25 protein-coding genes, 2 tRNA genes and 5 pseudogenes are annotated in these 20700 nt (G+C 42.3%); 14 read left to right on the top strand and 18 right to left on the bottom strand.

What is annotated here, in order from left to right:
* Positions 1-415: 415 nt before the first annotated feature.
* The 4 genes and pseudogenes from FB479_RS00625 to FB479_RS00615 all read right to left on the bottom strand — a co-directional run bounded on the left by FB479_RS00625 (position 416) and on the right by FB479_RS00615 (position 2868).
* Positions 416-634: a hypothetical protein gene (locus FB479_RS00625; protein ID WP_142061522.1), complete on the bottom strand. Its 219-nt coding sequence runs from the start codon at positions 632-634 to the stop codon at positions 416-418.
* A gap of 81 nt (positions 635-715) precedes the next feature.
* Positions 716-1222 (bottom strand): zincin-like metallopeptidase toxin domain-containing protein, encoded by a 507-nt coding sequence (locus tag FB479_RS30795; RefSeq protein WP_255438276.1) that lies wholly within the window; start codon positions 1220-1222, stop codon positions 716-718.
* A 294-nt stretch (positions 1223-1516) separates the two neighbouring features.
* Positions 1517-1933, bottom strand: a pseudogene (locus FB479_RS30790) (DUF4280 domain-containing protein); the annotation flags it as partial.
* Positions 1934-2223: 290 nt separating this feature from the next.
* Positions 2224-2868 carry a hypothetical protein gene (locus FB479_RS00615; RefSeq protein WP_142061518.1) on the bottom strand — a complete coding sequence of 215 codons (645 nt, stop codon included), beginning with the start codon at positions 2866-2868 and terminating at the stop codon, positions 2224-2226.
* A 486-nt stretch (positions 2869-3354) separates the two neighbouring features.
* Between FB479_RS00615 and FB479_RS00610 the strand changes: the two genes are divergently transcribed.
* The 4 genes and pseudogenes from FB479_RS00610 (at position 3355) to FB479_RS00595 (ending at position 6268) form a co-directional block, all read left to right on the top strand.
* The gene (locus FB479_RS00610; protein WP_142062885.1) at positions 3355-3900 is read left to right on the top strand and encodes a GNAT family N-acetyltransferase; all 546 of its coding nucleotides are present in this window, start codon (positions 3355-3357) and stop codon (positions 3898-3900) included.
* Between the two features lie 177 nt (positions 3901-4077).
* A complete protein-coding gene (locus tag FB479_RS00605; protein WP_142061516.1) occupies positions 4078-4485 on the top strand; it encodes a hypothetical protein in 408 nt (135 codons plus the stop codon).
* Between the two features lie 320 nt (positions 4486-4805).
* Positions 4806-5111 (top strand): annotated as a pseudogene (locus FB479_RS00600) (tyrosine-type recombinase/integrase); the annotation flags it as partial.
* A gap of 167 nt (positions 5112-5278) precedes the next feature.
* A pseudogene (locus FB479_RS00595) lies at positions 5279-6268 on the top strand (IS3 family transposase).
* A 229-nt stretch (positions 6269-6497) separates the two neighbouring features.
* Here the strand turns inward: FB479_RS00595 and FB479_RS00590 are convergent.
* The 4 genes from FB479_RS00590 to FB479_RS00575 form a co-directional block, all read right to left on the bottom strand.
* Positions 6498-6701, bottom strand: a complete 204-nt coding sequence (locus tag FB479_RS00590) for a hypothetical protein (RefSeq protein WP_142061514.1) — start codon at positions 6699-6701, stop codon at positions 6498-6500.
* A gap of 47 nt (positions 6702-6748) precedes the next feature.
* A complete protein-coding gene (locus FB479_RS00585) occupies positions 6749-7183 on the bottom strand; it encodes a hypothetical protein (protein ID WP_142061512.1) in 435 nt (144 codons plus the stop codon).
* Positions 7184-7396: 213 nt separating this feature from the next.
* Positions 7397-7984 carry a hypothetical protein gene (locus FB479_RS00580; protein ID WP_255438275.1) on the bottom strand — a complete coding sequence of 196 codons (588 nt, stop codon included), beginning with the start codon at positions 7982-7984 and terminating at the stop codon, positions 7397-7399.
* A 32-nt stretch (positions 7985-8016) separates the two neighbouring features.
* Complete coding sequence (locus tag FB479_RS00575; protein WP_142061508.1) at positions 8017-8589, bottom strand: zinc metalloprotease; 573 nt, start codon at positions 8587-8589, stop codon at positions 8017-8019.
* Between the two features lie 300 nt (positions 8590-8889).
* On the opposite strand from FB479_RS00575, the gene FB479_RS31190 reads away from it, so the two are divergent.
* Positions 8890-9060 carry a DNA methyltransferase gene (locus FB479_RS31190; protein WP_370511672.1) on the top strand — a complete coding sequence of 57 codons (171 nt, stop codon included), beginning with the start codon at positions 8890-8892 and terminating at the stop codon, positions 9058-9060.
* A 209-nt stretch (positions 9061-9269) separates the two neighbouring features.
* On the opposite strand, the gene FB479_RS00565 is transcribed toward FB479_RS31190, so the two are convergent.
* The 3 genes from FB479_RS00565 to FB479_RS00555 form a co-directional block, all read right to left on the bottom strand.
* Complete coding sequence (locus FB479_RS00565) at positions 9270-9884, bottom strand: hypothetical protein (RefSeq protein WP_142061503.1); 615 nt, start codon at positions 9882-9884, stop codon at positions 9270-9272.
* Positions 9885-9913: 29 nt separating this feature from the next.
* Positions 9914-10588 carry a hypothetical protein gene (locus FB479_RS00560; protein WP_142061501.1) on the bottom strand — a complete coding sequence of 225 codons (675 nt, stop codon included), beginning with the start codon at positions 10586-10588 and terminating at the stop codon, positions 9914-9916.
* 65 nt (positions 10589-10653) lie between these two features.
* Positions 10654-11118 carry a hypothetical protein gene (locus FB479_RS00555; RefSeq protein WP_142061498.1) on the bottom strand — a complete coding sequence of 155 codons (465 nt, stop codon included), beginning with the start codon at positions 11116-11118 and terminating at the stop codon, positions 10654-10656.
* A gap of 565 nt (positions 11119-11683) precedes the next feature.
* On the opposite strand from FB479_RS00555, the pseudogene FB479_RS31185 reads away from it, so the two are divergent.
* Together FB479_RS31185 and FB479_RS30785 are read left to right on the top strand one after the other, a co-directional pair.
* Positions 11684-11794: pseudogene (locus FB479_RS31185) on the top strand (hypothetical protein); the annotation flags it as partial.
* A gap of 147 nt (positions 11795-11941) precedes the next feature.
* Positions 11942-12190, top strand: a complete 249-nt coding sequence (locus tag FB479_RS30785) for a tyrosine-type recombinase/integrase (RefSeq protein WP_255438234.1) — start codon at positions 11942-11944, stop codon at positions 12188-12190.
* 127 nt (positions 12191-12317) lie between these two features.
* On the opposite strand, the gene FB479_RS00540 is transcribed toward FB479_RS30785, so the two are convergent.
* From FB479_RS00540 to FB479_RS00530, 3 genes are all read right to left on the bottom strand, one after another.
* Positions 12318-12393 (bottom strand) — tRNA-Val (locus tag FB479_RS00540).
* 25 nt (positions 12394-12418) lie between these two features.
* Positions 12419-12495: transfer RNA gene (locus FB479_RS00535), tRNA-Ile, on the bottom strand.
* A gap of 369 nt (positions 12496-12864) precedes the next feature.
* On the bottom strand, positions 12865-13458 hold the full coding sequence (locus FB479_RS00530) for a phosphatidylglycerophosphatase A family protein (protein WP_106653698.1): 594 nt from the start codon (positions 13456-13458) through the stop codon (positions 12865-12867).
* Positions 13459-13635: 177 nt separating this feature from the next.
* On the opposite strand from FB479_RS00530, the gene FB479_RS00525 reads away from it, so the two are divergent.
* Positions 13636-14340, top strand: a complete 705-nt coding sequence (locus FB479_RS00525) for an alpha/beta hydrolase (RefSeq protein ID WP_142061495.1) — start codon at positions 13636-13638, stop codon at positions 14338-14340.
* Between the two features lie 2 nt (positions 14341-14342).
* On the opposite strand, the gene FB479_RS30265 is transcribed toward FB479_RS00525, so the two are convergent.
* Positions 14343-14501: a hypothetical protein gene (locus FB479_RS30265; RefSeq protein WP_164724454.1), complete on the bottom strand. Its 159-nt coding sequence runs from the start codon at positions 14499-14501 to the stop codon at positions 14343-14345.
* Between the two features lie 145 nt (positions 14502-14646).
* Between FB479_RS30265 and FB479_RS00520 the strand changes: the two genes are divergently transcribed.
* Positions 14647-15156 carry a YjcG family protein gene (locus FB479_RS00520; RefSeq protein WP_106653700.1) on the top strand — a complete coding sequence of 170 codons (510 nt, stop codon included), beginning with the start codon at positions 14647-14649 and terminating at the stop codon, positions 15154-15156.
* Positions 15157-15233: 77 nt separating this feature from the next.
* A complete protein-coding gene (locus FB479_RS00515) occupies positions 15234-15689 on the top strand; it encodes a GNAT family N-acetyltransferase (RefSeq protein WP_106653701.1) in 456 nt (151 codons plus the stop codon).
* Positions 15690-15795: 106 nt separating this feature from the next.
* Here the strand turns inward: FB479_RS00515 and FB479_RS00510 are convergent, their stop codons facing one another.
* Positions 15796-16695: an NAD(P)-dependent oxidoreductase gene (locus tag FB479_RS00510; RefSeq protein WP_142061492.1), complete on the bottom strand. Its 900-nt coding sequence runs from the start codon at positions 16693-16695 to the stop codon at positions 15796-15798.
* 200 nt (positions 16696-16895) lie between these two features.
* Here FB479_RS00510 and FB479_RS00505 point away from each other — a divergent pair, with 200 nt between their 5' ends.
* The 3 genes and pseudogenes from FB479_RS00505 to FB479_RS00495 all read left to right on the top strand — a co-directional run.
* Positions 16896-17411 carry a TetR/AcrR family transcriptional regulator gene (locus tag FB479_RS00505; protein WP_142061489.1) on the top strand — a complete coding sequence of 172 codons (516 nt, stop codon included), beginning with the start codon at positions 16896-16898 and terminating at the stop codon, positions 17409-17411.
* Positions 17412-17519: 108 nt separating this feature from the next.
* Positions 17520-17942, top strand: coding sequence for a DUF3995 domain-containing protein (locus FB479_RS00500; RefSeq protein ID WP_142061486.1), 423 nt, complete (start codon positions 17520-17522; stop codon positions 17940-17942).
* Positions 17943-18115: 173 nt separating this feature from the next.
* Positions 18116-18355, top strand: a pseudogene (locus FB479_RS00495) (chromosome condensation regulator); the annotation flags it as partial.
* 131 nt (positions 18356-18486) lie between these two features.
* On the opposite strand, the gene FB479_RS00490 reads toward FB479_RS00495, so the two are convergent.
* The gene (locus tag FB479_RS00490) at positions 18487-19332 is read right to left on the bottom strand and encodes a PHP domain-containing protein (RefSeq protein WP_142061481.1); all 846 of its coding nucleotides are present in this window, start codon (positions 19330-19332) and stop codon (positions 18487-18489) included.
* Between the two features lie 106 nt (positions 19333-19438).
* Here FB479_RS00490 and FB479_RS00485 point away from each other — a divergent pair, with 106 nt between their 5' ends.
* Positions 19439-19801 (top strand): hypothetical protein, encoded by a 363-nt coding sequence (locus tag FB479_RS00485; protein ID WP_047068510.1) that lies wholly within the window; start codon positions 19439-19441, stop codon positions 19799-19801.
* Here FB479_RS00485 and FB479_RS00480 read toward each other — a convergent pair.
* Positions 19771-20700, bottom strand: a complete 930-nt coding sequence (locus FB479_RS00480; protein WP_142061478.1) for an MBL fold metallo-hydrolase — start codon at positions 20698-20700, stop codon at positions 19771-19773. The two genes, FB479_RS00485 and FB479_RS00480, sit on opposite strands and share 31 nt — an antisense overlap.

Genomic DNA, 20700 nt, shown 5'->3' with positions numbered 1-20700 from the left:
ACTTATGGTCCTCACAGCATTTGTCAGATTTCAGCTTTGGACATCCTTGCTTAATGCAGAATTTTTTCAGCGCTATGTCTTTCACCTACCATTTCAACGAAAGAGCCGCCCGGTTATTTACCCGAGCGGCTTATTCATCGTGCGTACATTTAGTATAGAGCGTTTATCGATTGACTTTCAAAAACCGTCAATAACGTCAGATGTGTCAAATATGTCAACCTTTCAGGTGCATATATACGTATACTTTTTTCAGACTTTCTATACGAACATCTTCATTCGTGAAAACTGTCATACAGGTAGAGCAAAGGTTTTGTTAGTAAGAATGAGAAGAAGATGTTCATTGGACTCTAAGTAACCCACAAAAAAACCTTGAAAAGCAAAAGCTATTCAAGGTAGTAATAATTACCTGATTTTATTAACCGAAGAACCAAGCTTCGCCATTTTTATCGTCTACCATTACAAACATTGGTCCTTCTAATAGACTACCTGTTTTTGTTCTTACTTCAAAAGCTACAGCCCAATTATTCGGGTTTGCTCGAGACTTATTAATACTAACGAAATTTAGCGTGTAATGTTCTGATGGATGTTTATCTACTAACTCAAACGCTATTCGTTTTGCTTCATTCTCTGTCATCGAATCCCTCCATAATCCAAAATGTAATCAATCGCATGTTGTTTTTCTCTTTCATTTAACATATTCCATCGCTTACTTGAATTAGACAGCAATATCGAACACAAATTGTTCAGGTGCATTAAATTGTGTCAAATCATTGTAAGGAACTCTTCCTTGAGTACGTGGTAATTTCAAATATGCCTCCTTTCCAATATTTCTATATTGAATATAATGCGAGAGTTCATGCCATACTTCATATTGGGTTGGATTACTTCTTAGATATAGTTCACCGTCGTTAGCGTTGAACGCTCCTCCCTTATTAGGTGGTAAAAATTCGTCCCCAACCTTTAATGTTACTCCTCTTTTTTCAAGATATTTGCCTAAAAGCTTCAAATCTTTTTCACTGTAGAGTTTTCCACCAAAGCGAGTTGTCTCTTCTACATAATCAATTTTACCGGTTGCCTTCTTTCCTTTCCTTGCCGCATCCACTAAATCCTTAATGTTTTTACTTCTCCCCAGCGTAAGTGCACTCAAGGCAAGTCCACCGATTGCAATTCCATCCGCGAGATCAACTTTATCATCCCTCAATGTATCCAAGTCTTCTTGCATTGGCTCGATAAATCCTTCCCTTACGAACGCTCCAACACCCTTGGGCAAATCCTCTGCCGCCTTCTGCAACTCTCTTGGCAAATCATTAGCAGCTTTCTCCAAAGCCCCTGGCAGCTCACTTGCCGCTTTTTGCATCGCAGCAGGAACGTCTCCCAGTATTGAGATTCCTTTTACGAAATTATCCCACATACTAGGCTTTTCCTGCGGATTTTCGCAAGCTGGTCCTTGCCCAAAGCCAGCAGCAGACGGTCCGCTATTTGTTGAAGACTGATTTCCTATCGTCACACCACCTAAATCCTGCCCGTCATCTTCAATCTTGATCTGCCCACAATAGAAACACATATTCGTTGATTTATTAAGCAATGCCGGATGGCCACCGACCATTTTGTCCGCTTTCCCATCTATCCATGGCATTGTGGTCAGAGGTGTGCACGGCATTGGTGTAAGTACACCATTGTTGGCTGCTGTGGCAGAAGCGACTGTGGGATTTTGTAGGCTGCTGCACTTTCCGAATGGCATGATATTTACGTTAGGAACAAAATCCATGATGTTCATTTGCGGCTTTCCTTTTACAAAAACACCATGGCTGAACGGCATTTTCAGCCGACTCTGTTTACTTCCGCTGCTGCATGATAAAATGGCTCCCACAACCACGTAGCTCTTGCGTTCAGCACTTGACTGCTGGATATTGATTCCTTCAATATTGGGCAAACAGTCTCCTCCTCTCTGTAAAGGTTTCTATACAGATGGGAGATTCTCATGTTGATCGATACATCCGATATCCAATCTATATATAAAAAGGAAATAATACCCACGTAATGAAGTATCGGATGTGGAACGCACACTAAACAATAGATACAAAATAACAAACGCACCATTATAACCATAGGTTTTTAGAACCACAAAAAGCCACTCGGATCATTCCCGAGGGCTTCTTCATCATGGATTGCCTGAGTATTTATGCATCTGCTCTTCTTTAAAAAAGTCATTCCGCCAACCTTTCAGGAACCTAACAATTCCTCACTGTACAGCTCCTTTGCTAATCGGTTAACGATACCCCGCTTAATCTCATTTAATCGTTGTCGGGAAACTCCTACATGTCGGGCAATGCTGTTCATACGTATCCCGTCCACCATACATTCAAGGACTGTTCTGTACTTATTATCCTCAAGATTATTTGCAAAATCATTTATTTGCCGCACCTTCTCTTCAAGGCTTTTCATTCGCTCGATGCGCTTTTCATACCGTTCTTCCGGAATGGTCAAGGTGGAGAGGCGTAAGCCTTTCCCGCTCGGCATACCTGCAGCATCGCCATAGGTAGCGACCAATTTCTCTTGTATCGACGGATTCGAAGATATCGCCTTGTCGATTTCCTTCCTTAGACGCTCAACCTCTTTCACCATCCAATGGTAATCTTTGATTTCTTCCTCTACCTTTTGCACGACTTCAAGAGCTGGCTCAAGATTGATATAGGCGAGCTGCCCGCTCCGATCAAGAAACCCTTGATTCTCAATGATGTATTTGTCCCACTCCGGGCAGGTTTCGATCTTACCAACGTGGAGGTTGTGGACACCACAGATCGATTTCTTGCCCCATTGAGTAGCGGGGCATTTTTCGCATACTTTTTCGATCAGCTTATCATTCACCTACACCACCTACCCTTTTCTTAATTCTCCTTTAACAAATCGTGTGTTGTGTAAATTTGTTCTACAGCATTATTTTTGGTACAATTTGGATTATTCTTCTTTTTGAAAGGATGCTTTTGATGATTTACTACGTTTGTTTAATCGTCGCTTTGTTTTTCCTAAGCTTTTTTTTATACTCTCCGGCAAATAATCCATAATCAAAATAAATATCTTGGTTCTGCAATCACTACAGCATTTTTAGGAGCATACGTGTTTCTTTTGATTGTTGATGTTGTTCCATATATTTAATTACCGTCGTGTTAACTCCCCTAGAGTCATTGTACTTTTACATTTCTAATAACCCCCCATTCTTCCTAAACTGGTAAAAAGAAATTTGATATACTAATAATTGTTTTACACTCTCTTTTTATTGAAAGGACTGAATTATGCCCAGGTAAAAATTACGATTCCATTCAGATCAATAATTTGGGAGGTAATTTTATGGAAATGAAACATTTAGAAACCCAAAGACTACGACTAAAACCTATAGAAATCAATGATGCCCCTTCTTTATTTACCTTTTGGTCAGATCCTATTGTCTCAAAACATATGAACATTGAAACATTTACGGAGGTTACGCAGGCTGAACAAATGATTTTACTTCTCCAAAATCTTAGCCTTGAACAAAAAGCATGCCGTTGGACAATTGTTTTAAATCAAACAAGTCAGGTTATAGGCTCGTGCGGATTCAATTACTTTGATTTCGAAAATGAAAGAGCCGAAATTGGTTACGACCTTGGTTACCCCTTTTGGGGAAATGGTTTTGTCCCTGAAGCCTTACAATCATTAATTTCTTTTGGCTTTAATGACCTAGGTTTAAATAGAATCGAAGCAAAAGTTGAGCCAGAAAACATAAACTCAGTTAAGGTCTTAAAAAAATTACATTTTGTCGAAGAAGGTATATTACGACAATATGAAAAATCAAAGGGGCAATTAGTTGACTTGACCATGTATTCTGTATTACGCGAAGATTGGAATGAACACACCATTTAAATCAACAGCTTAAATATCCTTACTTTATCGGGTGGCCATCAAGTATTCTGGCCACCTATATTTGGGGGTTCTGGTATCCTATTCAAATTAACTATTGTGTTAATCTACCTACTTAATTCCATTTGTTGTAAGATGGTAAAAAAGAATTGTCCTAATCCTTAGATGGAGTTGTATTAATTGACTATACGTTTAGAAGCAGCAGTTCAGATTAGTGGCTCTACATTTTCCCCTCTACTCGTTGAAGAAAAAACGGGCTTGCTCTTGTCAAGAAAATTAGAAGTAGGTGGATTGACCACAACTGGACCATTCAAAGGGACACCATCAAGTTTCGGTAGTGCCTCTTTATACCCTCCCCCAAACCTTTCTACAAGCAATGATGTCTACGCCGAACTTGACTGGATTGTTAACGAATTATCACTGCACATTGCCTCGATCAAAAGTTCTGGTGCGGATGACATTTACATAGATGTTGCGGTTTACTACAAAGACCAATGTAATTTTGCTTTAGAACCTGAGCTATTAAGAAAAATAGCTGGCCTGAAAATTGCGTTCTGGGTAAGCTGTTATGAAGAAATCGTTGATTAACTAATTACACAATTTGTTAAATATCTATTATTTGTTTAAAATTTACTCAGAGGTGATTATTCTGTCAGAAAATATCAGAACTGTTTACACATACGATTGCTATGTTTGTAAAGTTAAAACCGACATAATTGATCCCCCTGGTCTCACAAAAAGGTTGGAAATCACTGATAAAATACCCGATATAAGCGAAATTAACATCGACTGGTCTGCATTTAACTGTCCGAAATGTGGAGCTAGTGAGGTGAACGTATCTTTTTGCTTGCAAGCTGAAACATGAATTAACAACTTGAGCATTGTGTTAATTACTGTTTGCCCCGACCGATCTAGTTGTCTGCTACGATGACGGCCGACCACAAGACCCTCGCAACCTCTTAAGACACTACAAACGAATCAAGAAGAAAAGCGGACTCCCAGCAATTCGTTTTCATGATCTCCACACTCACGCCACTATGTTATTACAGATGGGCGAGCATCCTAAAGTTGTATCTGAACGTCTTGGGCATAGCCGGGTTGGAATTACAATGGATGTATACAGCCATGTCATGCCGGACATGCAAAAAGATGCTGCTGACAACTTCGAGAAAATGATGAAACAGAAATACCTCAAAATGACTTTAGTTGAATAAAGGTTGTCAAAATGTTGTCAAGCGACAACGTAGAGGGATTATGTTGTCAGATGGACCAGGACATAAGAAAAACCCTTGATTTCTGGTAATATCCCCTCATGGTTGACTGTGTTTAAAACCCCACTGTTACAATTGGGTAAGACACAATTGACCAGAGGGGATTTTTTATGGCTAAAAAAGGACAAACATTTAGAGTTTATACGGAAGAGGAAAAATTGGAAGCCGTACGTATTTACGAGTCCGGAGTATCTTCTAGAGAAGTCGCCAGAAGATTAGGCATTCCAGAAAAAAGACAGGTGTTCAAGGTTCTCAATTATTAACAAATGCAAACCAAATATCGATTATCATGGCTGCTCAGTTTTGCAAAAGTATCCCGTGCGGGATATTACAAATGGAGAAAGTCCAGAGAGGCAGCTGTTCGACGTAGCGAAAAGGAAGTCAATCTAAAAGAACATATCTTAAGTATCCATCGCTTGCATCCTTATTATGGCTACTTACGAATGACAGTTGCCCTTCGCAAAGAAGGATTACAAATCAATAACAAACGTGTCTATCGATTGATGAAGGAATTAGGTATTCGCTCAGTAATTCGTAAAAAAAGGCGATTCTTCGGCAGACAGGCATCAGTTGTAAACCCTGATCGTCTGGAAAGACAGTTTAAAGCAGAAGCACCTCTAAAGAAGTTGGTAACCGACATCACCTATCTACGAGTCGGAGAACGATTTTTTTATCTATCTGCTGTGCAGGATCTGTTTAATAACGAAATCGTTGCTTGGCATGTCTCTTCCCAAAACGATTTGTCACTCGTGATGAGCACCGTAGATAGTCTTTGGAAGGGAAGAGAGATGAACGGTTCCGTCCTACATTCGGACCAAGGTTTTCAATACACTTCCAGACACTACAATAAACGTTTGGATGAGTATGAGTACGGAGTACTAGGAAGTCATTCGAGACGGGGAAATTGCCTGGATAATGCCTGTATCGAGTCATTCTTTTCTCATCTGAAGACAGAAATGATGTATCGATGCTCGGCAAAATCATTTGAGGAATTAAATCAATCTGTTGAAACATACATTGCATTTTATAATCAGAGTCGTTTTCAGAAAAAACTAGGCGACCGTTCCCCGATTGAGTATCGGAAAGCGATCGCCGCGTAACTATGGGTTTTTAGGCAGTCTACTTGACAGGGTTATGACCAGTACCCTATTGGATTATCTAGTGGATACCCTATATTAGGCTCCACACAGCGCGGATCATTTTTACCCATTTTGAATCCGAGAATACCTCTTTCAGTAGCTGGAAAGTGCACGTATCTCACTTCAATTCTTTGCAAACCCACAGCCCTCCTTCTTGATTAAAACGATATTTTCATCCATTGTTTTGACATTATTCAATTGGAAATAGTTCTTTCAACTCATTTATAATCGTTTCTGTGTGTTCAGCTTTGACACGATTTGCTTCATATGCAGTACTAGTAGCGTTACTAAGATAGGTATAATTGGTTGCATCGTTTTCAAGTTTTTGGATATATCTATGCACTTGACCAACCCTAATCTGTTTTGTTCCTCTTGTTTTCTTTGTATTCTCCATTTTAAGCTCCCTCACTCAAAGCTGTTTGCATAGAATCGCTGTTTTATCTACTTTTCTTTCCTTTTAACAAGATAACTCATAATATAAATATGATAATAAAGCAATGAAGCTATTGCCCCAAGCTGGAATAATCCTCTAGCATCTGTTATATCTAAAAGTATCTTTCCACCTGACAACAAAATTAAGGTAAGAAAAATAGCCAAGATACCAGAAATCAAGTAAGCAACAACCTCAAAAAAATACTTGAATAATGAATTTGAAATCTTTATTTTCCTCCTGATAATATCAATTAGTAATGAACAAGGAACGCCCAACAATATATAGACTGGAGTGGCATAAATCAGATAAATCATTACCAGACTGATAAAAGATAGGTAGTGTACGTTAGGTTCACGATCAATTTCTGGAGTATAGTTTAAAAACGCTAATGACAGGCAAAGAATTGCTGATGATACTAACGCAATTAATATTTTTCTAATCACTTTTGCCTCCCAATCAAGTTACCTTTTTATCTGCTTTTGAGTTTGATAACGATTTCGATTTCTTCACCTTCTGAACATCCTTGATGTACCACTTTCCACCATCTTTAACTACAGTTCCTTTTACACTGTATTCCCTCATTACTTCAGCTCCCAATCAAATCTTGTTTTTATTGGAAAGAAAAAAGACACTTCATAAAGAAGTGCCTAATGTAGTTACTTTGTTGAATCAATAGCATCAAGCAGTTCTGCTTCATTTATTGAAGGAAGAGATTCTTCGTCAGTAATGTTTTCAAATTCTACATTATCAGAATTCTTAGCACCAAAACTGCTAGAAGCGTCCGCTTTAAAAAGTTGATTAGGAGTGTTGGGAATTAGAATGAGTTTATTTAGAGTGTCATCGTATTTGCCATTTAGAAATAATAAGTATTCGCCTTGTTGAAGGGATTGAAACTCGGGGGCAACTATGTTTACCATATCCTTACCCTTATTTGTATCCACACCAATTAGACGGTACATCTCAATAGTATCACCTTCAGTAATTTCTTGATCTGTTTGATTACTGTATAATTTATCGACTTGAACATCATAAACATGGAATACAATCTCACCAACGACTTCTTTTCTAAAATTATCAGAAACCTTACCTTTGATGATTACTTTGGAATCTTTCACAATATCATTCGTAGATTTAAATGTTTTAGCTAAGACATTACTGTGACTATGTGTGCTACCCCATTCTTTATATGCCAAAGCTGAACCAACTCCAACTGCCAGTGCTAGAACAGTAACAAAGGTTATCATTTTTTTCAATGTTAACACATCCTTTCTTAATATTATTTGCCGTATAGTTCTATAATGTTGTTTTTGTCGTGCCTTGTTGGGCCATCTACATCCCAATCAAAAACATCACTATAATCCATAATTGAATCAATTCTGCTATCATCGATGTGAGCAAGACCAAGAGTGTGTCCAAATTCATGCGCCATCATGTTGATTGTGTCATCTTCATCAAGATCATCACAAAGATAACGCACAATTACAATTTCAGCAGAAGCATACGGGGAGCGATTTTCTCTGCCACGATCATCATAAGGAATACCATATCCGTATGTACCACTCCAGCCTAAATAATTGTCAGCATCTCTGGAGAGGTGTTCAAGAGAAATAGCTCCAGTTTCATCAGAATCGGCTGGAATAAGATCAATGCTGCTGAAACCATTCCATTTATCGGCAGTAGTCCAAAGTACGTCAGAGTACTTAGATTCTAGATTAAGGTCTTCATATGTAATGGTTGAGATGTCCCATTCACCACCCAGAAAATTTGCAAATGCACTTGTTGTAAAGAAAGAAAGTGAAGCGACGACAGTAAATAAACCAGCAGCAACTTTTGTCCTTTTGCGCGACATAAAATATCCTCCTGATCAAAATTATTTTTAACAGTAATACCAGAATATAACATCATCCGACAATTGTAAAGATTTGGTTAATTTTGTTTGTTAATTCAGATTAAAAAACTACTTTCATTTGAAAAGAGGTGCGGCTGAATTTCGCACAAGATTACCAAATGTCTGGTTTGATACCGAATACAATACATATCCCAAATCAACTGTAAATGTCTCCATTCAAGATGGAGACATTGTTCACCCAACAGAAAAGAATGTTGAACTGATTGACTGGTTGTTGCAGATTAGTAGCAACGAAATGATATTGTTTTAGATCCCTTCATGGGTTCAGGGACAACTGCTGTTTCATGCACAAAGAACAATCGTAAGTTTTTTGGATTTAAAATTGAAACTAGATATGTTGAGTTATCTAATAAGCGTATCGAGAGTACATACATTAAGCAGGGGGATCAAAAAATATTAGAAGAATTTTAATCTGAATAAAAAGTTGATTTAATCGAAAAGAGGTGAAATTACGAGGAAGAGTAATGAGGCTGCTATATTACCCGAAAGAGAGCCGCAATGTAGGCATAATTACTGAATTGATGGGGATGAAAACTTGTTCTGCATCAATTGTGGACATGTAATTGTGGTTCCAAAAACTGAATAAAATAACCGTTTTATTCACTTCTTTACTGCCCCTCTTAGTCACCTTTGAAGATAAACCAACTTTCAAACCTTTTCACCACATCATTGGCTAACTCAAGGTCAAACTCTAAAAATCTATTGAAGAGAGACACTCTTGCAAATTCCATTAAGTCTGATTCAACCATTTCTAGCTTTGCAATAAACCCCACATAATCAAAATCAATATAGTACAGTTCATTCTTGTCTACATCTTCTTCATTAGAATCATCCGACCAAACACGCACTATATTATCAGCGAATTCCATTCTTGGTGTTGGATTATGACCCATCCAAGGGCTTTTCCTGTCAATAACACTATCTAGCACATCTCTCCAAGCTTCTAGACCAGAACAACAACTCGGAGGAATTATCCTATCATTGCTTTCGAAATAGATTCCTCCTCCAATTACTACATCCGATTCATCAAATAATCGCTTTAACACTTCATGAGGTGTACCCTTAATGTCTATATTGTTGTATCCCAAAAGCATCGCAATAAACAAATCAACTTCATCACTAGTAGTTTGACCTGTTAACTTGACATATTCAGTATAAGCCACATCTGTATTCAACCAATCAGGTATCTGATAATAAGGCTCTTTTATAACTGCAACAACTAACGGGTAATGCATGCAACACTCTCCCTAATTAAATTCTCATTTTATTGTAGTAGGTGATTGTCAATTTTCTTTAATACTTCTTTAACATAATCCTCAACATCCATGAAAGTAATGCCAATTTTCCCATTAAGGTTATACCTAACTCTATTCTCTTTGTCACCTACAAATAGATCAATTGTTATATAGTTATCTGTTACAGATGCGGCAACGTTTGAATGACTTATCATTTCAGTATTTCTTGTTTCATTAAAAAACACCGATGGAACACCTTCGTGGATCGCTTCATTCCTTATAGAGTTTATTTCTTTATGTGATTTACAATTGACTCTTGAATGCTTTATTGGTGTAGAAGCGAGTGCCGCTTCAGGATTTTTTTCAATATATTTATTAATCTTGAACAAAATCTTATCAACGATATCCAAAACACTGTCTGCACTTAGAAAGAATCGTCGTATATCTCTTTGAATTTCGTAAATGTCAATCGTCTTTTTATCATTAACAATACTCACGTATTGACTTAAAATATTATAATCTTCTACTAAAACTCTATATGAAAATAGTGCATTAACTAAACCAACTTCTAGGATTTTTACTAGTGGATCTTTATCTTTCTTATTCATAACTTTCTCTAGAAGGGTAAGTGCTTCTGGTAATACAGAGTGCCAGATATCGCTCTCATCTAAAAGCATTTCGGCAGCAGAGGTTTCGGTTATCATAATTTATGTTCTCTCCTTTTCAAAGGAATATTAATTTCATTTAAACATCTGACCTGTTAAAAAACCTAACCCCATTTGTGCAATTCCCCCAGCGATCCAACTGTTTTCTCTATTTTTTCTGAGTACTGAGCAAGGCTGCCTTTCTTTACTTTCTCGCTGTCTTCGAGCAGTTCTTTAATTTCCTCAATCATTTGACGCAGCTCTTCTTTATCAGACCCTCCTTTTTCCTCTATTAACTGATCAACCGCAGCGAAATTAAATGTGTTGTTAATTGTGGCATTACCATGAGTAGCAATATTAGACCTATATATAGTTCCAATATTAAAATTTTGCACAGGTGCAACTCCTCTCTCCAATTCAATAGAAGATAACTTCTTGACCTTCACTTGATAATGAGCTGGTTCACTAGCGAATGATTCAAAATAACCTCGATCCAGCACTAAATACTTCTCTTCTAGTCCACTAGGCAACGTGCAAATCAAATAGTCTCCTTCTTCAACAGGTAACTTAGAGTCTTCGATGAATATCAAGTTTCGCTGGACATCTGCCTCCACATTTTCGATGACAGTGCAATTTTGTTATTCCAACTTTATTATTTCATTACAAAATCCAGCAAACATCTGACTCACTCTCCCAATAATATTAGACATTTATTTCTACACTTTCATTTCCAGTTCAATTCTATTATGACCCTTCTTTACATTTGACAATCTTTTAATTGTATATTGAACATTTATAATTGCCACTAGCACCATCACAATTTTATTCTGAGCAAAAAATATTCATAATCCACCTTCTTAATAAAATCTAGTTTATATTCACATGCCAATTATACCAAATATTACACATAGCATGGGCGTTCCTATACTTGAATGAACAAGGATGGGTGGAAAGACAGTCAGAATTAGCAATATCGAATAGGAATCAATTGATTTAATGCTATAATTCCCTATGTAAGACCCCGAAACTTACTAACTTTAAAGGAGTGATATTATTGGCGACTGGTTTTGTTAAAAAGGACAAACAAAGGGATTCTTCGTACTACGAAGCAACACTAGGAGTAGATGAGAACGGAAAGAGGATTCGAAAAAAAAGCGCTTTGAAACCAAGAAAGAGGCTCAACAATCATTAGCAGATTTATTAAGCGCTGCGAATAAAGGTGATTACGTTGAACCATCTATAGTACTGAAGGGATTCTTTATGTGAAGCAAACATTATCTCACGATGGGCAGAAATTCTCCCCATTACCTAAAACGGCATCAGGCAGAAGATCTATTACAATTCCATCTGAAGTAATTCACGATCTCAAAAAACACAAATCGATGGTCAGGCACGCCACAATTACCCAGAAATTTGAATAGAACCTATCAGCGCCTACTTAAAACAGTAGATGTTCCCAAAATTCGATTTCACGACTTACGTCATACCCATGCAACACTTCTACTGGTGCAAGGTGTTAATCCCAAATTAGTAAAAGAACGGCTGGGTCATGCCACCATTAAAATTACACTTGATACTTATACACATGTTTTACCGAGTTTGCAAAAAGATGTTGCTGAAAAGTTTGGAAGGAGTTTTTTCAAGTCAACAGTTAACGAATAGTATTTGCCAGCCAGGTACGAATCCCGACCATTTGCCAAATCGTAGAATATGGAGGTTAGTGACTGTGGCTAATCAAAGCATAAAATAAAAAACCCTTGATTCCTCAAGGGTTCTAACGTTCATACTATGGTGATCCGGACTGGGTTCGAACCAGCGACCCCCACCCTGTCAAGATGGTGCTCTCCCAACTGAGCTACCGGATCATGGGATATGTGTGTGATCGTTTAATGGTGGGCCCTGTAGGACTCGAACCTACGACCAATCGGTTATGAGCCGACCGCTCTGACCAACTGAGCTAAGGGCCCGAATCGTATCGGACGTCGATCACATTTATTACTATACAGCATCGTAAAATGGATTTCAAGAGTAAATGAATAATTTCTTGTAAAAATTTTCACTCGTACCAAAAGAACACTAAGAAACCCAGTGAAATCAGGCTTGTTTTTCCCTTGTAAAAAGCCATTCCCCACCGCTGCTGCCCACATCCCCCCTACGAAACATGGGGATTCCCTACATGATGGCATCACATCATACATGACTGCATCAAGCATATGAGCTACACCGGTGAAGAATTGGCTCCTGACAAACTAAAGGCGATCCAATAAAGGTACAACAAGAAACAAGATAATTAGGTAACGATCGAAACAAACTCCCTCATCCTAAACCAAACCTACCTACCCCGCCTGCTCCGTCCCTTTCCCCTTCTCCTCGACACGCAGCTCCGCTTCCTGTTGCTTCAACGCCTCACTCCGTGCCAACTCCGCCTCCTGCTCATCTCTCATCCGATGTGCCATGCGGCTAGAGGCATTGGCTGCTACACTCGCCACGAGGTCGTCCAAAAACGTGTGTACACGTCCCTCTGCCGACTTGGTATCCAGCCTTTTAATCACCCCGACCTTGTGCTTATCCAAATGTCCAAAGGTGGTCACCGCGATACTTCCATATCCAAATACGGAGCCTAGCGCCAATGTTTCGTCGCATCCGAACAGTCCTTCATCTGACGCGATGATCGATTGGAGCGGCTCGGACAAGAGGCCCTTCTCTGCTAACGTATCCAACTCAACGCCAACCAAGATGGCGTGCTGCATTTCCCTTTTTTCCAAGACTGCTTTCACGCTCTCGATGCACTGCGCCATTGTGAGATCTGGATGGTAAGGCGACTGCATGAGATAGACGATCTCCGCGATATCGTCCACCGTCACTCCGCGTTCTGCCAAACGTGCGAGAGCAGCGTTTCTGACTTCGATGCTGTGTACTTGCTTCTTCATATAAGAGACAACCCCTTCCACAAATCGAGTGAAGTCGTTTCCTACCATAGTATCACACGCTGACCAAATTGCGACAATCTTTCGGCCACAGCCTGATCGTGCACCCAAACTCTTGGGCATGCCCGCTCGCTCCTGTATAATAATGAACAGGAATATCCCAATAAGGAGGACACCGCAGTGGCCCTTGAGGAAATTATCTTGGAAAGCCGGTTTTTGGGGACACCGGAAAAGCTGATTGTCTACACACCCCAACGCTACTCGCCACTCTACTCGTATCCAGTCCTCTACGTACAAGATGGAGAAGATTACTTGGCAATGGGCCGGATGGCTTCTTTGCTGGATCAATTGAATCGGGACAAAGAATTGCCTGATATCATCGCTGTCTTTCTCCCTGTCGAGAAAAGTAAACGGCACGACCGTTATCATCCGGATGGCAAGGAGCATATGGCCTACCGTCGCTTCCTCGCCGATGAAGTCGTGAGCTATGTCGATACGCATTTCTCCACACATCCTTTGGGGAACGCACGAACACTTCTTGGCGAATCTTTGGGCGGTGTCGTCTCACTGTTCACTGCTCTCAACTATCCACATACGTTTGGACAAGTTGCCTGCCAATCGATTGCCATGGACGCAAAGTTAAATCGTCTGGTAGCTGACGCTGACTTTTTCGTACCGCAAACCTTTTATTTGGAAATCGGGACGGAGGAAACAGCAGTAAGCACGGGGCGCGGCACATTGAATCTTCTAGCGGCCAATGAAGAACTGCGCGAGATTTTGGGCATGAAAAAAGCCACCCTCGTTTATGAAACGTTTGAGGGTGACCATACGTGGGGCCACTGGCAGCGCAATCTACCGCGTATGCTAATGACGCTTTACGGGTAAACTTACCGTGGCTGTTCTTCTTGTGGACCTTCATCCTTGATAGTCGATACGAGTGCCTCTTCGAATTCTCCTTTTCGTATCACAGTCAAGATCGTGAAGGTCAGCACAGACAGTAGAAGCAGAACGAGAAAAATGAATGTGATCATCATAGCCGTATACATGCAGTGCGGCACCTCCTTGCACTACACAGTCTTTCCTTTGGCGCAAGGAATATACGGACCCGCGCTTAACATTACACAAATGAAGAATTTTCTGTTAAAATAAGATCTTGTAGAGCATGATAGATAGTAAGGAGGAGTGGTTCTGATGATGTACAGTATCGTAATATTCCCATCTAGCAAGGTGCAAGAAGTAGCCAACTCTTACCGGAAACGTTATGACCCGGGCTATGCTTTGGTTCCTCCGTATATCCGTTTGAAGGAAGCCTTTGAGCTGGACGAAGCCAAGCTGCCTGAGCTGGTGAGCCATCTGGAGCAGGTTGCCTCCTCTACCGACAGCTTTTCGGCTCATTTCCATCGGGTATCTTCTTTCCACCCTACCAACAACGTGATCTATTTGGCTGTGCAAAACAAAGAACCATTTAACGAGCTGCATCAAAAGATTGCCAATCAGTGTGTGAATGAAAAAGAAACCTACGCATACGTACCGCATCTGACCATCGGGCGCGACCTGTCCGACGATGAGCTGCGGGATGTAACCGGCCAACTGAGCATGGCAAAAATTGACCTGACCAGCGAGATTGATCGCTTCCACTTGATTTATCAGCTAGAGGATGGCATCTGGAGTGTTTACCAGACTTTCCTTCTCAAAAAATAAACACCTTTCCTCAAATACCACCCCTCCCTGCGTATCCATCGTAGGGAGGGATATTTTCTAACAAAGGACGAATACCAATGAACCTGCAAACCTACCAGATCCAAAGAGTCACCACTGAGCAAGAATTGGCGGATGCCCTGTCTGTACGCCGAGTTGTTTTCATCGAGGAACAGGAAGTACCGGAAGACTTGGAAATAGATGAGCATGATACATTGGATAGCGGAACAATTCATTTTGTGGCCTACCGCGATGGAAAGCCAGTGGGTGCAAGCCGTCTCCGTACCTACGCACCTGGGGTGGGAAAAATTGAACGGGTGGCGGTTGCTAAAACAGAACGGGGTACCGGGCTGGGCCGCCAAATCATGCTCGTGATGGAAGAGATGGCCAAACAACATGGGTATGACAGCCTGAAGCTGAACGCACAGACGCAAGCCCAACGGTTTTATGAAAAGCTCGGCTATGAACCTTTTGGCGACTTATTTGACGATGCCGGTATCGAGCATATTGCGATGGTCAAATCCATTCGCGAATAACAAAAGCTGCGGACAGCTCCATTCCCTCAGTCGGAAAAACAACCTCGTTTTCGCAATGATCATCATGCGAAGCGAGGTTGTTTTTCATTGGCACCAGAGAAAAGAATTATTTCACCAGCGGTTTCCGGATTGCCTCAATCACGCGATCAAAAGAGTCAGCACCGTAGCCCTCTGCTACTTTCTGTGTGGCCAATGCTAGCAATGGCGTCAACCAATCAACGGGGACTCCCTGTTCCTTGCTGGCATGAATGATGTGTTCAAGTCCTAGTTTATTCGTATTTAAATTGGACACATCGGTCGTGAAGTTTCCTTCATCACGGGCACGTGCGGCAACCGGATCTGTTAACAGCGGAGCAATCAAGTGATTTACCCAGTTGGTTGCGTATGGAAGAAACTCTGTTCCTGTTATGTTTGCCGTACTTAATAGGGCATGGGCATGCATGGAGCCATACCAAGCCCCATACATCATGGTGAGCAGAGATAAATCGTAGATCAACGGAACACCATGGTCTTCACTTAGATAGGCAGCGTTGCCTCCCAGCAGTTTCAATGTCGGTTCATATGCTTCAAACAGAGCCTTCGACCCACCGTAGAAAATGAGTGTTTCGGGCAGTCCAATCATTTGAGGAACAGCCATGATCGCTCCATCGAGATATTGCCCACCGCGCTCGCTTACCCATTTGGCTGTCTTGCGTGCATCCTCCGGGGTTCCGGTGGTGAGGTTGACAATGACACGCCCTGATAATTCTTTTTCCAAGGGTCCTAGCAGCTCTTGCATAACTTTGTAGGTCGATAAGCAGACAACGACCAAGCTGCTTGCCGCGATTGCCTCTGCTACACTCTCCGCCAGCACTGCTCCCTTCTCGACTAGACCTTTGGCTCTATCTGCTGAACGGTTCCAGACTGTCGTTGGATGACCGCCTTTTAGAAAAGCATCCGCGAGTGCTACTCCCATATTGCCTAGGCCAATAACTGTTACAGACACAGGAATTGATGTTAATTTCATAGGTCGACTCTCCATTCATTTTATTTTTTGCAAGCGAGATGATCTGGAGCTACACGCAAGGTCTATCGCTCTTGATTGCGATTCTAAAGCTTTACACTAGTGTGAATGTCAATACAAAAATCAATGCTTCTTGACACATCACACTCGGTGGAATAACATGGAACCAAAAACATACGATACCGTATCTTTTGAGGTGAACGATGCAATACGTACGTGAAGATTGGATTCGGGCAGGGCTCGATATGTTGGCTGAAGCAGGCATTGACGCTGTTCGTGTGGAACCTCTCGCCAGAAAACTGAAGATCAGCAAGGGGAGCTTTTATCATCACTTTCCAGATCGTCAAGCGCTACTGGACTCCATGATCGATTATTGGGAGGAGCATGCGACCGAGCGGATCATTCGAGCGCCACACTCGGACAACATGTCGTTGGAACAGCTGTTGTCGAGCGTTTTTAGCAGCGAGCGAAAAATCGAATCCGCTATCTACAACTGGGCGAAGCAACATCCTGCCCTTTCCAAACGTCTCGTGGAAATCGAGCATCGCAGGATCGGATTCGTAGCCTCTTTGTATGAGAAAAAAGGGCTGGCTCCCGCTGATGCAAAGGCACGCGCTCAGCTCGCGTACCTCCTCTATATTGGTTGGCTCGTGCGCAGAGAGCTGGAAGCGCCTTTTGATATGTCCGCACCCTTGGATCATTTTATGTCTTGGATTTGATTCCCCCTGCCTGCCTGACAGATTGTCTTGCACAGGGATTTTTTCATCCAAAAACATACGGATACGTATCTTCTGCAAAAACCTTATGAATCAATAGGAGGCTTTCCCATGACGCATGTTTTCCCTATTTCATCGGCTATCTTTTTATTCATCGTGTCCTTGCTGCATTTTTATTGGGCCTTCGGAGGAAAATGGGGGACCGATTCCGTCATTCCCACAACAGCCGATCATTCACGCCGAACTTTTTCCCCTCGGAAAGGCGGAACGATCGTTGTTGCCTGCTTGTTGACTTCTGCCGCTTACCTTTTGCTCGCCCAGGGCAGTTATCTCCCGCCCTTAATAGCCCCTTCTTTGATTCAATGGGGATGCATTGTCTGTGCAGCTGTATTTATCCTCCGCGCAGTGGGAGACTTCAACTACATTGGCTTTTTTAAAAAAGTAAAAAATACAAAGTTTGCCCGTCAAGATACGGCATTGTTCACCCCTCTATGCTTGTGGTTAGGGATGTCATTTCTGCTTGCATTGTTTTAAGTTCACAACCCCCAAGAACGACAGTTCATGGTATTATTTCTTGATGGAACGTACAACTCTCGCAGTGTGGTTGACTACGATGAAAATAGCTCTTGTTTTCAAGGAGGGAAAACATGGATTACATTTCACCGAAAGACGCGATGTTAAAGGTGAAACGGTGGTCTAAAGATACCATAGCGGCGGGTGACTGGCACACCATCGGTCTTAAATTGGACGGCACGGCGACGGCTGTGGGTTGGAATGAGTATGGCCAATGTAATATAAGTGATTGGCGCGATATTGTGGCGATTGCGGCGGGTTGTGCCCATACCGTAGGGCTTAAATCGGACGGCACGGTGGTCGCTGTAGGTGATAATGAATATGGACAATGCGATGTAAGCAGCTGGCGCGGCATCCAACTGCCCGAAAATTAGTTTTCAATAAAACCACGAAGCCGCCGCAGATCGATCGGTGGCTTCGTGGTGCTAACGGAGAACGTTAGCGCAAAATAAGCAGCCGCAGTCTAGACTTTATTTTTTAAGTCATAGTCAGCGGCTTTTTAAAATTACGCCTTTCGCTTCGCCGCAATCGCACGTAGCTGTTCAACAGCATCCATCGCGGCGGTATGAGAGCCGAGCATCGCATGAAACGGCTCCTCTCCTCGCCAGCCATGGAAATCAGAACCGCCGGTTACAACAAGTCCGTATTGTGCTGCCCACTTGCTGTAGCGCATTTTTTGTACTTCATCGTTGTCCGGGTGATTGACTTCAATCCCGTCCAATCCGAATACAATCAACTCCTGGACCAGCTCATCATCGTCATACAGACCCGGATGAGCCAGCACCGCCACTCCGCCAGCCTCTTTGATCAGCGTGATCGCTTCCTGCGGGGTAATGCGTGGAGGATTGACATAAGCCGCTCCTCCTTTGCCCAAGTACTTATCGAAGGCCTCCGCGATCGTAGAAATGACCCCCAGCTCCATCAGTTCTTCTGCAATATGCGGTCGCCCGATGTTTTTGTCCGTGCCCTGCTTGCGGCGGTATACCTTTTCCAATGAAATGTCGATTCCGAGCTCCTGCAGCCGTGCGATCAGCAGTTGGTTACGCTCATGCCTTGTCTCTCGCAAACGGAAGAGACGCTCTTCAAAAGCCGGGTCTTCATACGGGACAAAATAACCGAGAACGTGAATATCCTGCCCCTTCCCAACGGAGCTCACCTCGACTCCCGGAATAATTTCCACGCCGAGTGCGCGGGCAGCCTCCATTGCTTCTGGAATCCCTGCTACCGTGTCGTGATCCGTGATCGCCAGTGCAGCAAGTCCTGCCTCCTTCGCCAAACGTACATTTTCCGCAGGCTCGCAGGTTCCGTCTGACGCTTTTGTATGTGTATGCAAATCTGCCATACGTTCCATCCTCGTCCACTCCTTCTTTTCTGTTTCCACAAGTCTGAATTGGTATTGCCGTACATAGTATGAGAGTAAGCTCGATTTCTCAATGGTTGAACCGAGGAGGATGTCCATGCGGTTAAAAAACAAGACCCTTACCGGTGTCGTTCAGCCTCTCTCTTATGTTGACAAAATGCTGCGGCAACAAGGCTTTCATCGATCAGGCGGGGACAGTATGCCCACGTACGATGTCGTCATGTACGATTCCGCCAGCAGCAGCGCGTATTTTTTGCGCATCCCTACGAACTACACCAGCACAACGACCGGAAAAGGGGAACTGAATGTCAAACTGGGTCATCCGTATTTGGAAGCAAAGTTCTATATGAACACCTCATCAGAAGAAGTTTTTTTCATTCCCAAGGCCGTCCGCGAAGCTGCAGAGCATAAGCTAGCAGAAATCGCCGATTACCTTTCTGCTCCCTCGGCTCCATCCTGAACATTTCTCCACAACCACCGATTTTGTTCAAACCGGTATGTCACCCTCTTTGTTTTCTGAAGCCCGACCAGGTACCCCATAAACGCCGTCCGAAACAGGACGTAACTCGAAGCATTTTCTATGGAAATGTGTAAACGCTCACACAGGAGAGTTAACGCTTCTTCTGGTGTTCTCTCCTCTACTAAAATGTCGCAGATCACCGAGAAAATCCGCTCATGCCAAGCAATATTTTTGTTCAGGGCATCATGAGAGGTGGTGGTATATGCCCCGTGCCCAGGCAAGTATCCCTTGTAGTTGGTTGCAAGCAGTTTATGAAGACTGAGTAGGGTCTCATGCGCATCCACAAGAAACGGCAGCTTGTGCTTTTCCAGAACCTCTTCGCCTAAATAACTGTCGGCAGCGAAGCAAATCTCGTCACAGACGACGCCAACCTGTTGCCAGCTATGCCCCGGCAGAGAAAGGATAAAGAAAGGTACGCCATCTATCTCGATCCCTTCATCCAGTGGAAGGAGGTGGTCCACCCGAGAAGGCTGCGCAAGCAAAAACTTGTTTTTGAGATCCTCAAGTGGTGCTGCACCCATGTTCAAGTAAATGGGCTCAAGTATGGGATTCCGAATGATCGCCTCATCCAGCGGTGGCGCATAGACTCTTGCTTCGGGCCAGCATCCGAGCAAGTAGGCGTTGCCACCGAAATGGTCGGCATGAGAGTGTGTCTGAATGATTGCAGACAAGGGCTGGGCGATAGCGTCCAGTCCTTTCTTGATTTTTTTGGCGTTTTGGGTATCCAGACCAGAATCAATCAGGATTGCTCCACGCTCACCTATGACAAGTCCTATGTTAACATGACCGGGAAAATAGCCGACACGCTCCGTTATCATTTGAAATGCTTGTCCAGACAA

The organism is Brevibacillus sp. AG162, from assembly GCF_006715575.1.
GTDB lineage: Bacteria > Bacillota > Bacilli > Brevibacillales > Brevibacillaceae > Brevibacillus > Brevibacillus brevis.
The sequence above is the reverse complement of the archived record's forward strand: the minus strand, read 5'-3'. Positions and strand labels throughout refer to the sequence as shown.

What these genes read in the sequence shown, in the direction of transcription:
- FB479_RS00625 (WP_142061522.1), bottom strand. Translation starts at nt 634, where the DNA reads ATGACAGAGAATGAAGCAAAACGAATAGCGTTTGAGTTAGTAGATAAA.
- FB479_RS30795 (WP_255438276.1), bottom strand. Translation starts at nt 1,222, where the DNA reads ATGCAAGAAGACTTGGATACATTGAGGGATGATAAAGTTGATCTCGCG.
- FB479_RS00610 (WP_142062885.1), top strand. Translation starts at nt 3,355, where the DNA reads ATGAAACATTTAGAAACCCAAAGACTACGACTAAAACCTATAGAAATC.
- FB479_RS00590 (WP_142061514.1), bottom strand. Translation starts at nt 6,701, where the DNA reads ATGGAGAATACAAAGAAAACAAGAGGAACAAAACAGATTAGGGTTGGT.
- FB479_RS00580 (WP_255438275.1), bottom strand. Translation starts at nt 7,984, where the DNA reads ATGATAACCTTTGTTACTGTTCTAGCACTGGCAGTTGGAGTTGGTTCA.
- FB479_RS00575 (WP_142061508.1), bottom strand. Translation starts at nt 8,589, where the DNA reads ATGTCGCGCAAAAGGACAAAAGTTGCTGCTGGTTTATTTACTGTCGTC.
- FB479_RS00565 (WP_142061503.1), bottom strand. Translation starts at nt 9,884, where the DNA reads ATGCATTACCCGTTAGTTGTTGCAGTTATAAAAGAGCCTTATTATCAG.
- FB479_RS00560 (WP_142061501.1), bottom strand. Translation starts at nt 10,588, where the DNA reads ATGATAACCGAAACCTCTGCTGCCGAAATGCTTTTAGATGAGAGCGAT.
- FB479_RS00530 (WP_106653698.1), bottom strand. Translation starts at nt 13,458, where the DNA reads ATGAAGAAGCAAGTACACAGCATCGAAGTCAGAAACGCTGCTCTCGCA.
- FB479_RS30265 (WP_164724454.1), bottom strand. Translation starts at nt 14,501, where the DNA reads ATGTATACGGCTATGATGATCACATTCATTTTTCTCGTTCTGCTTCTA.
- FB479_RS00520 (WP_106653700.1), top strand. Translation starts at nt 14,647, where the DNA reads ATGATGTACAGTATCGTAATATTCCCATCTAGCAAGGTGCAAGAAGTA.
- FB479_RS00515 (WP_106653701.1), top strand. Translation starts at nt 15,234, where the DNA reads ATGAACCTGCAAACCTACCAGATCCAAAGAGTCACCACTGAGCAAGAA.
- FB479_RS00510 (WP_142061492.1), bottom strand. Translation starts at nt 16,695, where the DNA reads ATGAAATTAACATCAATTCCTGTGTCTGTAACAGTTATTGGCCTAGGC.
- FB479_RS00505 (WP_142061489.1), top strand. Translation starts at nt 16,896, where the DNA reads ATGCAATACGTACGTGAAGATTGGATTCGGGCAGGGCTCGATATGTTG.
- FB479_RS00500 (WP_142061486.1), top strand. Translation starts at nt 17,520, where the DNA reads ATGACGCATGTTTTCCCTATTTCATCGGCTATCTTTTTATTCATCGTG.
- FB479_RS00490 (WP_142061481.1), bottom strand. Translation starts at nt 19,332, where the DNA reads ATGGAACGTATGGCAGATTTGCATACACATACAAAAGCGTCAGACGGA.
- FB479_RS00485 (WP_047068510.1), top strand. Translation starts at nt 19,439, where the DNA reads ATGCGGTTAAAAAACAAGACCCTTACCGGTGTCGTTCAGCCTCTCTCT.